The sequence below is a fragment of the Lysinibacillus sp. NPDC056959 genome (genome assembly GCF_042674095.1).
GTDB lineage: Bacteria > Bacillota > Bacilli > Bacillales_A > Planococcaceae > Lysinibacillus > Lysinibacillus zambalensis.
Genome location: NZ_JBHURE010000029.1, coordinates 1 through 12,397 on the forward strand (window position 1 = coordinate 1; position 12,397 = coordinate 12,397).

The 12,397-nt window shown below is 38.3% G+C and carries 10 protein-coding genes; 1 reads left to right on the top strand and 9 read right to left on the bottom strand.

Annotated features, from left to right (window positions below):
- Positions 1-538: 538 nt before the first annotated feature.
- The 9 genes from ACFTQ7_RS21765 to ACFTQ7_RS21805 all read right to left on the bottom strand — a co-directional run bounded on the left by ACFTQ7_RS21765 (position 539) and on the right by ACFTQ7_RS21805 (position 11,335).
- Positions 539-2,728: a DNA topoisomerase III gene (locus tag ACFTQ7_RS21765; RefSeq protein ID WP_386831051.1), complete on the bottom strand. Its 2,190-nt coding sequence runs from the start codon at positions 2,726-2,728 to the stop codon at positions 539-541.
- A gap of 404 nt (positions 2,729-3,132) precedes the next feature.
- Positions 3,133-3,273, bottom strand: a complete 141-nt coding sequence (locus ACFTQ7_RS21770; RefSeq protein ID WP_386831053.1) for a nucleic acid-binding protein — start codon at positions 3,271-3,273, stop codon at positions 3,133-3,135.
- A gap of 79 nt (positions 3,274-3,352) precedes the next feature.
- The gene (locus ACFTQ7_RS21775; protein WP_386831124.1) at positions 3,353-3,898 is read right to left on the bottom strand and encodes a GNAT family N-acetyltransferase; all 546 of its coding nucleotides are present in this window, start codon (positions 3,896-3,898) and stop codon (positions 3,353-3,355) included.
- 119 nt (positions 3,899-4,017) lie between these two features.
- On the bottom strand, positions 4,018-4,416 hold the full coding sequence (locus ACFTQ7_RS21780) for a hypothetical protein (RefSeq protein ID WP_386831055.1): 399 nt from the start codon (positions 4,414-4,416) through the stop codon (positions 4,018-4,020).
- On the bottom strand, positions 4,388-4,525 hold the full coding sequence (locus tag ACFTQ7_RS21785; RefSeq protein WP_386831057.1) for a hypothetical protein: 138 nt from the start codon (positions 4,523-4,525) through the stop codon (positions 4,388-4,390). Before ACFTQ7_RS21785 ends, ACFTQ7_RS21780 begins: the two co-directional genes overlap by 29 nt.
- Before the next feature lie 373 nt (positions 4,526-4,898).
- Positions 4,899-5,972, bottom strand: a complete 1,074-nt coding sequence (locus ACFTQ7_RS21790) for a glycosyltransferase (protein ID WP_386831059.1) — start codon at positions 5,970-5,972, stop codon at positions 4,899-4,901.
- Positions 5,973-6,118: 146 nt separating this feature from the next.
- A complete protein-coding gene (locus tag ACFTQ7_RS21795) occupies positions 6,119-6,877 on the bottom strand; it encodes a hypothetical protein (RefSeq protein ID WP_386831061.1) in 759 nt (252 codons plus the stop codon).
- Between the two features lies 1 nt (position 6,878).
- Positions 6,879-10,661: a DEAD/DEAH box helicase gene (locus ACFTQ7_RS21800; protein ID WP_386831063.1), complete on the bottom strand. Its 3,783-nt coding sequence runs from the start codon at positions 10,659-10,661 to the stop codon at positions 6,879-6,881.
- Positions 10,662-10,780: 119 nt separating this feature from the next.
- Positions 10,781-11,335: an NADPH-dependent FMN reductase gene (locus ACFTQ7_RS21805; RefSeq protein ID WP_349661576.1), complete on the bottom strand. Its 555-nt coding sequence runs from the start codon at positions 11,333-11,335 to the stop codon at positions 10,781-10,783.
- Between the two features lie 107 nt (positions 11,336-11,442).
- Between ACFTQ7_RS21805 and ACFTQ7_RS21810 the strand changes: the two genes are divergently transcribed.
- Positions 11,443-12,312 carry a hypothetical protein gene (locus tag ACFTQ7_RS21810; RefSeq protein WP_386831066.1) on the top strand — a complete coding sequence of 290 codons (870 nt, stop codon included), beginning with the start codon at positions 11,443-11,445 and terminating at the stop codon, positions 12,310-12,312.
- Positions 12,313-12,397 lie beyond the last annotated feature (85 nt).

Here is a 12,397-nt window from a genome sequence, read left to right on the forward strand (position 1 = left end):
CTGAGCCAGGATCAAACTCTCCATAAAAGAAATTTGATTAGCTCAAATTGTTTTGCTGGCATCATGTTTGATGTCCAAAATTTTGTTTCGTTCACTAACTCAAGGTTAGTTACTAAAAACTTTATTGATTACGTTTTGCTTGTTCAGTTTTCAAGGTTCATTACGTTGCTGTTTTCTTAGCAGCAACTTTTATATAATATCATGTCACAAACTTGATGTCAACAACTAATTTATTTAACTTAATTGTTTTCAGAAGTTATCTTAGCGACTCGTATAATATTACTCTCTTAATCTAAAAAGGTCAACACTTTTTCTTGAAAAAATTATAAATTTTTCATTTCATTAAGAAACTTCCTATTTAATAGTACTTCAAAAAAATTCAACAAGAGAAGCTAGGACACAATCATCGCCCCCTTTCTTTTTATTATGTTCAAGTATAAAGCCCAGAAAATTTTACTGTCCGTAAAACTTTCTGGGCTGCTTATTATTTAATTGAAGCTTTGTCTCAGCCTCTTAAATAACAATCTGTCTTATACTGCTAATCAAACTTCATCCCTTTTAATAAATCTGCGAACGCATTATTTATCGGTTCAGCTTCTTTTTCTTGCTGCTTCATGTATTTTTGCACGCTACGTTTATCTACTTTGCCGCCGCCTTCTTTTTTACGACGGGCTTCAAATGCAGATAATTTTTCACGATAACCACATTTACATACGAAAATTTGGCCATCACCTTCACCACGAAGCTCTAGCTTTTTCTTACATTGCGGGCATCGTGCGTTTGTAACACGTGATACGTTTTTACGATGACCACATTCACGATCTTGGCAGACAAGCATTTTACCTTTTTTACCGTTAACTTCAAGCATTGGCTTGCCACAATCCGGACAGGACTTTGTTGAAATATTGTCATGCTTGTATTTTTTATCACTTCCTTTAATTTCAGCGACTATTTCTTGCGTGTGCTTTTTCATTTCATTGATAAATACATCTTTTTTCAACTTACCTTTTGAAATGAGCTCAAGCTTTTGCTCCCACTCGGCTGTTGTCGCAGGAGAACGTAATTCTTCAGGCACTAAGTCAAGTAACTGACGACCTTTGGATGTAATGTAAATTTCTTTACCGCCACGCTTTTCGATTAAGAAAGAATTAAATAGCTTTTCGATAATATCCGCACGTGTTGCCACTGTCCCTAATCCACCAGTCGATTTCAATGTATCCACAAGTTTCTTATCGTTCGTTTCCATATACTTCGTAGGATTTTCCATAGCAGATAGTAATGTTGCCTCTGTAAAACGTGCTGGCGGCTTTGTTTGACCAGATGTTTGGGCAATTAGCTTTGTCTTTAACATTTGTCCTTGCTCTAAACGAGGAAGTAGTTGCTCTTTTACATCATCCGTCGATTCCTCATCATCAAAACGATTTTGGTATACTTCTTTCCAGCCAGCATTTATAACCGTTTTCCCTTTGGCAATAAATTTCTCATGTCCAATTTGAGCTTGTACAGTTAATTGCTCATATTCTTGTGCTGGGAATAATACAGCTAAAAATCGTTTTACTACTAAATCATAAATTTTACGCTCTTTATCATTGAATGCAGAAAAATTCACATAGCCCTCAGTTGGAATAATGGCATGGTGATCGGACACTTTACTGTCATCAACAAATGATTTATTCGCTTTGATCGGCTTTGTTAAAATTTTATTCGCGAATGTACGATATTCACCGATACCACACGCTTTTAGACGCTCAGGTAATGTGCCGACAATATCAGATGATAAGTAGCGAGAATCTGTACGAGGGTATGTCAGAACTTTATGAGATTCATATAGCTTTTGCATAATATTTAATGTTTCTTTAGCAGAATAACCAAATAATTTATTGGCATCTCGTTGTAATTCTGTTAGATCATAAAGACCTGGGGCAAATGATTTTTTAGGCTTGCGATCAACTGAAGCAATTTTTGCATCTTGATTGCCTAGCGCTTTAACAATAGCGTCAATTTTCTCTTTATTGAAGCTACGTGAATTACCATTTGCATCTTGCCATGTAAGCTTTAATGAATCTGTTTGTGCTTCAATACCGTAATACGTTTGTGGTTTGAAGTTTTTAATTTCATCTTCGCGTGCAGCAATAATTGCAACTGTTGGCGTTTGAACACGGCCACAATTTAGCTGTGCATTAAATCTTGTCGTTAAAGCACGTGTCGCGTTTAATCCGATATACCAATCCGCTTCAGAACGAGCAACCGCAGCAGCATATAAATTATCGTAGTTTTTACCCGGTTTTAAATTTGCAAATCCTTCTTTAATTGCTTTATCTGTAACAGATGAAATCCATAAACGTTTAATTGGCTTTTTCACATTTGCTTTGTCAATAATCCATCGAGCAACTAATTCACCTTCACGCCCAGCATCAGTAGCGACAATGATTTCATTTACATCATTACGAGTTAACTGTGATTTGACCGCATTATACTGCTTGCCCGTTTGCTTCATAACGACTAGCTTCATTCGTTCTGGCAACATCGGAAGATCTTCTAAATTCCATGTTTTATATTTATTATCGTAGGCTTCTGGATCGGCTAACGTCACTAAATGTCCTAATGCCCAAGTAACTATATATTTGTCACCTTCTAAAAACCCATTCCCTTTTTTATTACATTTCAAGACATTAGCTATATCACGTGCAACTGAAGGTTTTTCAGCAATAACTACACTTTTAACCATATATTCGTACTCCTTTACTAACTATGTAATGTCTAATATACCATAAGTTCGGGGCAAAAAATTGATTAGAGCTACCTTCTTAGTCCCCTTAATAGTCATTATCGGAGAACTGATTAGGTAAGCAAGGTAAAATGAACAAGTTCCCCACAGAGCTGGGTTTAAGGCTGTTTTCTAAAAGATTGTTGCTGTTAAAACATAAAAACAGAGTAAATCTACAAAATGTGTAGAATCAACTCTGTTTTTTTGTTTGATATTTCGTAATTCAAATATTTAACTAAAGTACCCGTTACTTCAATGAGGATTCAGTTCCTTGTTTTATCCAATCATTTATATCCTCTTCATTATGAATGATAAGTTGTCGGTGAATCTAATATGTCTATTCCACTAAGTAAAATTAGCAAATCCTAAACATTTTCATCATCAATATTAGGATTATGAGCCATCACATATAACGTTGCCCAATCGGAAACTTCTTCCCTTATCATTTCACTTATTAGAACTAATTTTAATCTTTTTATTATTTCGCTTACAGTTGGTTGCTCCATTCTACACCACCCAGCAATCCTAAACTCAAGCCCCCCTAGATAAGTACCAATCTCGTTTACATAATGAAGTGAAAAGAGCTTACACATCCAAGCTGTTGATGATAGCCAATATTTGATGATCTGTCCATTTGCCATTAATCTTCAGATTTTCTTTAGCTATACCTTCTTTTTCAAACCCTACTTTTTCTAATACACGAATAGATGCTATGTTGTCAGGCATAGCTCCTGCTTCAATTCTGTGTAGTTTTAATTCTTCAAAAGCAAAGTCGACAACAAGTTTAAGAGCTTCAGTTGTATAGCCCTTTCCATTATACCCCTTATCTAAAGTAAATCCCGTATTACAGCTTTGGAGGTCTCCCCTTGAAATTTGAGTCAATGAAATGTCTCCAATAAGTTTATCAGTTGCTTTTAAAAAGATTCCAAAGGGATATAATTGCCCTTCATCTGTTTTTTTCAATGCTTGTTGAAGGCGTTGTTTTTGATATTTCTCTGTATAAAAGGTTTCTGGGAGTAATGGGCAAACTCGTTGAAAAAATTCGCGATTTCTATTATGCAAGCTAGCTAACTCGCTGGCGTCAGAAATTTTGTAAAGTCGAAGATAAATTTGTTCCCCTACTAGTTTTATAGAACCCCTCCAATTTCTTTTTACAATCATTTTATTCAATTTATAAAAGAGTATGATGTATATTACTATTTTAATGTAAATTCTTATTGCACTATCCTGCAACGTTAGTTCAATAGGATTTAATTGTTTGAACTAAATTCTATTAAATTAGATATATTGTATTCTTTTTCTATTTGTTCATTTTTATTGTTAGTCCATGACACTGTGATTTTTTCATTATTAAACGCTTTTCTAATATCATCATCATTCAAACCCTTTGTATAAAAAACAAATTCATGGTGGTATGTTGCAAAATTTTCGCTTTCATTATCCCGACTATACCATCCACCATTCCAATATCGTGTGATGTCATCTATCCCATTCAACACTTGCGGCAGATTCTCAAATTTATACATTTCGATTTTTCTTTCTTTCACTGAATCTGTATGTTCCATATTGAAATTAAACTCAAAAATTTTAAAGTCCTCCTGCTTTGGTTCAATTAAATCTTTAGTAGCACCAATTTTTCTGTTCATCACTTACTGGAGAAACTTTGGCTTCAATTTCTATCAGTGGTGCTTTATCATTACATGCTGTTAGTAACACTAAACAAACTAATACAGAGAAAATCAAACTTAATTTTTTCATAATCACACTCCAATATATTCAATATTTAAATATCCAAATGATAACATTAACTCCTCACCTAAACTTCTCCGTTAGTTGAATAGCAGCAATTTAGAAAATTACCTAATTTAAAGAGCAAATTCACATTAATTGTGAATTTGCTCTTCTTTTCAATGCTTCAAATAAAAATATCGAAATGAACTGCATACTCAAACGCTCAAAACATATGTTGAGTTAACAGAATGTTCACAAATTTGAAAGGGGATAAATGAATGGATGCTCGAACTTTCAGACCTCGGAATGTGATTTTTATGACGATCGTTGTTTTTGTATCGATGTTAATTGGTTATGGTATATATATTAATTTTATTGATGTTCCTTTCCCATGACGATCTTACTTCTTTAACTGAGTTAACAAGTATGTTCGGTTATCTAGTATGCGCTGATCTTTTGGCTTATATTTACGTGCTTCCTCATTATGCTGATGTGCATTTTCAAAGAGACGCAAGCGATTGTATAACAAACTTAACTGGAAATGCGGATGCCATGTGGAATAAGCATGCTTTTGAATGCCCATTGTTTGTTCTATAGGCTGATGTAATGCTTGTGAATACCAGTAAATAGCCTCTTTATTTTTCATTTGCTCCATAAAAAAATGACCGATTCGACAGCATGTTTCTGGTCTTGGTCGATCATATAATAATGATTGTAAAATAGCTTGAGTTGCTTGTTTTGCATCATTTAGCTGTTGGTAGCAATCCGCTAAATTTAAGCAAGCTTCGATATGTTCGTCAGCAGTACCTTTTGTAGAATCAAGGAAACTAGTATAGTGATTGATCGCTTCTAAAAATCGTTGATGCAATTTTAGTTCATTTGCGTAATGAAATGTTTCTCTAGCTGAAAACGGGTGCCCGTCTTTCTTTAAACGCTCATAAATATTAATATTGCGATGTATATCAATTTTTCTTGGCAAATGTGTAACGGCTATATCGCTATGATAGAGCTGGCCTGTTACATCTAAATACTCATGGACGGCACCTTGCCACTGAAAATTACGATCACGTTTTACGAGACGAAATCTTTTTTCACTTGATTCTACACAGCCATCTGCATCGAGCGTTACATAATAGTCCATGGAAACAGCATCGACGTTAGGATGATATAACGATTGCTTAAGTTGTAGAAATTTCCGCTGATGTTCTGTTGTGATTACATCATCTGCATCGAGCCATAAAATAAAATCTTTCGTAGCTTGCTGAAAGGAAAAGTTACGGGCTTTCGCAAAGTCATCACACCAGGTAAAGTCGAAAATTCGAGAGGTATAGCTTCGGACGATATCTTTTGTACGATCAGTTGAGCCTGTATCAATAATATTGATTTCATCCACTAAATGTTGAACGGAATCTAAGCATCTTTCAATAATACATTCTTCATTTTTGACAATCATACATAAACTAATCGTAAACATCGGTCCCCTCCTTTTTTTGTAATAATATATGCGAGCTTAAAAATTTATAGAGGTCTTTTACCATTTTATCGCCTTACTTTTTGAATTTATCGCCCAACTACCTAAAAAAGCACAAAAAACGAACGCTTTACACGTTCGTTTTTGTTTTATAAGTATTTCTTACGCCACTCTAGTTGTTCTTTTTCTGTGAGCTGTTGTTCTAGATGTGGATCCCATTGGTTTAACAGCGCATTCCATACACGAACGAACATAATATCTTGTTCTTTATCGTGTAGGACAAATTCGAGGCACGGGCTATCATTAATTTGTTTAGCGTCGGTTTGCACAATTTTTGAAACTATTTTTTGCGAAGCTCCAACGCCAGCTTCTTCGCTATCCTCTTGCTGTAACGCTTCTATTAACATAGCTTCGTCGAATTGCTCCTGCTTCTCAGCCTCTTCATCCACATAACGATAGAGCTCTGGTAGATTATCATATTCTTCGATATTGCCTTCATCGACAGCAAGAAATGCAAGATGGCATGGGCTATAGTAAAGGTTAGCCATTTCTACATCTAGCTCCTCCTCGAAGATGCCACGTTCCAGTTGCTGCTGTCCTTTAGATGTTAATCGATAGAAGCCTTCCTCTTGCTCAATAAGACTTACTCGAGTCATTAATGATACTAAATCCTCAATAAATAATGGATCGACGAGCAATAACTCACTTAAATCTTGTGCACTTGCAAAATCTGCTTCCTGTATGCTGATTAACAGCATAGTCATCAAGACATCCATAGTGGAACGTCGAACGGGCTCATAAGTTACTTCTACTGTTCGAATCGGGATGCACCATTCATCGGTTTTGACGATTTTAATATTTCGATTTTGCTGAAGTTCACGCATTAAGCGCTGCTGCAGTTTTGACAATCTACATCACCTGTCCTTCATGATTACGCAAGCCGTTATAAGATTTCACTGTATCTAACAGATTGCTGTACATCTCTCGTGTATCTGGATGCTTCGCACGTTTAGTAAACATTTCAGCACTTCCGACAAGTAGTAATAGCTCACGGGCACGAGATAAGGCAACGTTTAAGCGTCGATAATCTTTTGCAAAGCCAACGTCTCCCCCTTTAGGCGTATTACGTACCATACTCACTAATATGACGTCCATCTCCATACCTTGGAACTTATCGACTGTCCCGGTTCTAAATTGAAGATGTGGTAGCTGTAATTCCTGTTGCAGAAGGCGATTAATTTTCTTTACTTGCTCCCCATAGAAACTAATAACCCCAACGCTTTTTTGTGCATCCTGAGGCATGCGTCCGGCTGCTTTAGCTTCGATAACAGCCTTATTCAAATCAGTTAAAATACGTCGAATTGTTTGTAATTCACCTTCATTATAACGACTCGTTCCGCCCTTTACCTGCTCCTCTAAATAAGGTTTTTCAGTTGGAATATCGACCCATAGCAAATGATCATCCCGGTTAACAAATTGTCCTTCTAAGCAATGGTCTCGCGCTGCATCTGAATCTGGTAAACCACATTGCAAGCCATTTTCCTCTTTCGCGTAAAACGGTGTAATACTGTGCATAATTTTCTCATGCATTCGGTACTGCAATGCCAGCATTTGCTTATGCGTTTGCGGTAAGTTATTAAATAAACGTTCAAACAACGATTCACGCAGCAAATTTTTCAATTCTTGCGCGCCATCAAAGTTTGGATTTTCATCAAGCATCGCCTTTAACGTTTCCTCCAACGTATCATCTCCAAGTAATGGAGGTAGCTGATGATGATCGCCCACTAATATAATTTTCTTACCTTTCAGCATTGGCAATAATAGTTCTGGTGGTGTGGCCTTTGATACTTCATCAATAATGACAACATCAAATGTCGGATAGTTCTCCATAAATTCCTTACTTGCTGAAGCCACACATGTTGTACCAATAACATTCGCGTGACGCACATATAATTTTCGAATTTCATCTAAATCATATTCAGTAGCATTTTGCAGCTTGTCACGCCATTGCTCTTGTATTTTTTTTCGAAGAGGAAGCTGCTTCTCCTTGCGCTGTAATTCCTCCATCGCTACTTTGGAGGATGCAATTGCTTCCTCTACTTCCTCGGAAGTGCGCTCCGGTGTTGATTGTAGGAGTTTGGTGCAAGCTGTGAGCTGCTTTTCTTTCTTTAACCCAGCTATATTAATTTCTTTTATATTTTCCTCTAATTGTGTGAGCTGCTGTTCAATCTCTTGTAAGCTAGTCTGCGCTGTTTGAAGTGCCGCTTTCTTTGGTAGGAGCTGTGTATTAGCCTGCTCAACTGCCTCCAGCTGTTGACGTACTGTTTGAAGAGAAGATTTCTCTTGGGATACAAGTATTTTTAAATGCTCTACAGACTCTTCTGGTTCAGTATCCATTTGAAATGTTTCAGCTAGTTGCTGAAGTCGTTCTGTATGCTGTAAATACGGCTGCAGTTGTCGCTGTATGCTTTGAACGTCAAAGCTTGTAATCGCGCATTCTTGATGTATTAAGCCGCCAATACCTTTACGTAAGGACTCAAATTCCTGATTTTTATGGTCTTGTTGTTGCTTCAACGCTACACCTTTTTGCCAAACAAAATCTCGACGCATATATAAACCGAGCAAGAAACTCTCAAGTTGCTCGGCAGATGGTGTTTGATCATCTTGAAAGGCTGTATTGAGCTGGGCAAAAACACCTGTTAGATTTTGCAACGAAAACGATTGAACAGGCTGCAATTTACTTTTAGCAAGGGCACGTTCTTTTTCTTCTTCCGATACTAACGCCTCAAGTTTTGCGATCGCCTTTTGTAGACGTGAATTGATAGTTGCCCATGCGTCTAAATCTTTAGCATCCTCTAAATGCTGTAAACGACTTATTTGCTGTGACAGCACATAAGATGGGCGAATTTGATAGTGCTGTAAAAATCGTTCGATTCGCTCATAGGATGTTAAATTACCGATGTATTTTTCGGCTTCCTTCATTAATCGAAGGCGATTATTTTCCTCTTCATATTTCAATTGTATATCTTTGAATTGCACTGCTAGATGTTGCTTTTGCTCTTGCAGCTCCTTATATTGAGCAGCCGCTTCCAATTGCTCCATCTTTTGAGTAGTTTCTTCTATAGTAAGCTTCAGTTGCTCGATAGACGGACTTTCAGCAAGAGTCTGCTCAAGCGTCTTTACAGCAGGCTCGATTTGCGCCAGCTGTTTTTCGTAATGCTCTTTATGTGCCTCATTCTCCTGCTGCTCGGTTTTTGCAGCCTTTAACTCTTTTTTTAACGCTTGTATTTCTTGCTGTAAAATGGGCTCGTCAATTGCGGCCTGTTCTTTTGCAGCTATTTCCTTTGTTAGCTCCTCAAGCCATGCCTCAAGCTTTTCTAGCTCTTCTTCAGCCTTGGTAATACTAGATTTTAGTTCCTGTTCACGTTCTGTAAAGGCTATGATTTCCTCTTCAATTGCTGCGAGAGTTTGCTCACGCCACTGAAGCGCAACATTTTCCTCAATAAATTTTTTACCTTCTTCTTCAATGCTTTCCGTTCTACCATAGCGTAAAATTCGAATTTCTTGATTAGAAAGAAGTCGACCTAATGCATTGTCCACGGCTAGATTTGATTGTGAAGCTACAAGTGTTTTTAAACCAGCCTTCACATTTTGCTGACAAATTTCAGAAATAACGGTTGTTTTCCCTGTGCCAGGAGGTCCTTGAATGACAAACAAATCTTCAACAGACAATGCGCCTAAAACAGCTCGTCGCTGATACTCGTTTAAATTATTGTGAAAAACAATATCTTCTCGTAGCTTAGATGTTCGAACTGTAGGACGCTTTTCAAATAGTATAGTCTCTAAATTAGGGTTAACGGCCTCGCCCTTTTCTAGCTTTGTAAAGCCATTGCGTAATCGTCTAATTTGACTCAATGTCGCAAAATTACTAAAGCTCGCTTGCTTCGAACGAAGGTTCAGCTGACCTTTACGTGCTAAATCTTGCACAAAAGGCTTTAAGTCAATTTCTATTGTCTGCTTCCCTGCATTAGATTTTAATACTTGTCCAATTTCCCCGCGCACTCCTTGAATGTTCACGCTTAACCCTTCAAGCTTCTTCCATTCCTTCGATTTTATATAAGGGCAGACTATTGTAAGCCTAGTAAAATCTTCATTATAATAGCTTTGCTTAAATTCTGTATGAATGTCATCAACGGTCGCATCACGTTCTTGAATTTTTAAAAAGCCTTCCCAGCTCGAGATGCGCTTTTTCACATATTCGGTGCGCTCTTCGGCTATTGGTAGCCCTCTTATTTTTGTATGAAGATCAAGCGGAATCCCTGCTCCATTATTAGGTCTTGTGACAAATTGTAATGCTGCTGGTAAGCGTCGATTTGTATTGATGGGGCCTCGCATATGTACAAAACGAAGATTTGTAGCTAGCAACCCTTCAACCTTTAGCACACAATCCATAATGGCTGTTTTCTCAGCAAGGACGTCCGTTAACTTTTCATTTTGCTCTGCATTAAAATAAATCGATAAAAACGTCTCACCAATTGTTTTAGCTTTGCGCTTTTCGATATAGACGGTAAATGCTTTTTGTAAGGCAAAAAAGGCATGCTCGTTTGCTGAGCATTCCTCTACCGCTTCCTTCGCCTTATTCGTCAATATGAGATTACAGCGTTGTTTTTCTAGTACAGCGATGTCCTGCATGAGCATCCCTCCCTTCCGATTCACTAAAATTATATTTTATCACATCGCGAGAGGATACTTGAAAAGAAAAATCCCCTGCACAGTGATTTCCTTCCACCGCACAAGGGATAAATATCTTATTAATGTTGATCGATCGGTTCTTTCGGCAATGTTTTGCTCATTTCACAATATTGCACAAAAACACGAGCCAATTCACGTAAACGATTATGAACATCTTCGTCTACAATATTATTATCTGCATCAAAATGAGATGTGTGTGTATATACATAGTTCGGAGTCACAAGTGCACGGAAGTAGTCTAAAATTGGCTTTAACTGATTTTCTACTACTAAATGGTGTTGATATGTGCCACCATTAGCCACGATAGATACTGGCTTATAACGCATTGTTTTTGGATGCAAGAAATCAAATGCATTTTTCAAAACGCCTGGAATAGATGCTTGGAAAATCGGTGTAGCGATAATATACGCATCCGCTTCCTCAAACTTTTGAATCATTTCCTTCATGTCATCATTTAACGGTGAACCATCTACAATTTGATGCTTATATTGACTAAAATGCATAATTTCTAATTCGAAACTAGCATCTAATTCTTTAATATAATGCTCCACTTGCTCTAAAATAGCACCAGTTTTACGACCAAACATCGTGCCATCAACGAGTAATATTTTCATTTTCCTTTTGCCTCCACATTCAACTTCTACAATAATATTGTAACAAATGAAAAGAGGCACGAAAAGAATTGTAGTAAATAAAACCGTAAATTCAGTCTTTAGGCGGAATGTGGTCTACACAAGAAATATCGCTTCAGAAAAAAGATATTGGTGGGCGATTACTTGTTATTAAAATAATATTTAGCCATAAAGTGGGGTTGATTTCCGTTCCGACCATGCGCTTCGTTGTTGCTGTCGCTACTTCACCTTGCTTCCGCGGGTATTCACCTGCTTCCGCGGGTATTCACCCTGCTTCCGCGGGTATTCGCCTTGCTTCCGCGGGTATTCACCTTGCTTCCGCGGGTATTCACCTTGCTTCTGCGGGTATTCGCGCTTCCGCGGGTATTCACCCTGCTTCCGCGGGTATTCACCTTGCTTCCGCAGGTATTCACCTTGCTTCCGCGGGTATTCACTTCGCTTCCGCGGGTATTCACCCTGCTTCCGCGGGTATTCGCTTTGCTTCCGCGGGTATTCACTTCACTTCCGCGGGTATTCACCTTGCTTCCGCGGGTATTCACCTCGCTTCCGCGGGTATTCACCTTGCTTCCGCGGGTATTCACCTTGCTTCCGCAGGTATTCACCTTGCTTCCGCGGGTATTCGCCTTGCTTCCGCGGGTATTCACCCCGCTTCCGCGGGTATTTACCTCGCTTCCGCGGGTATTCACCTTGCTTCCACGGGTATTCGCTTTGCTTCTGCGGGTATTCGCGCTTCCGCGGGTATTCACCCTGCTTCCGCGGGTATTCGCCTTGCTTCCGCGGGTATTCACCTTGCTTCCGCGGGTATTCACTTCACTTCCGCGGGTATTCACCTCGCTTCTGCGGGTATTCACCCTGCTTCCGCGGGTATTCACGCTTCCGCGGCTTCCGCGGATATTCCCCTACTCTGCTCAAGTATTCACTTTACTTTCCTAATAATGTATGGACGTTCAAATAGTTAGAGCTATAAAAGAAAACGCCCAACCAGTATAGTTAGGCGGTCTCATCTGTGATGCTAATCCCTGAGTACTCGCCCAGTCGTAACGA

Coding starts and splice junctions, on each gene's coding strand:
- ACFTQ7_RS21765 (WP_386831051.1), bottom strand. CDS start 2,728: ATGGTTAAAAGTGTAGTTATTGCTGAAAAACCTTCAGTTGCACGTGAT.
- ACFTQ7_RS21770 (WP_386831053.1), bottom strand. CDS start 3,273: ATGGAGCAACCAACTGTAAGCGAAATAATAAAAAGATTAAAATTAGTT.
- ACFTQ7_RS21785 (WP_386831057.1), bottom strand. CDS start 4,525: ATGAAAAAATTAAGTTTGATTTTCTCTGTATTAGTTTGTTTAGTGTTA.
- ACFTQ7_RS21790 (WP_386831059.1), bottom strand. CDS start 5,972: ATGTTTACGATTAGTTTATGTATGATTGTCAAAAATGAAGAATGTATT.
- ACFTQ7_RS21800 (WP_386831063.1), bottom strand. CDS start 10,661: ATGCAGGACATCGCTGTACTAGAAAAACAACGCTGTAATCTCATATTG.
- ACFTQ7_RS21805 (WP_349661576.1), bottom strand. CDS start 11,335: ATGAAAATATTACTCGTTGATGGCACGATGTTTGGTCGTAAAACTGGT.
- ACFTQ7_RS21810 (WP_386831066.1), top strand. CDS start 11,443: ATGTGGTCTACACAAGAAATATCGCTTCAGAAAAAAGATATTGGTGGG.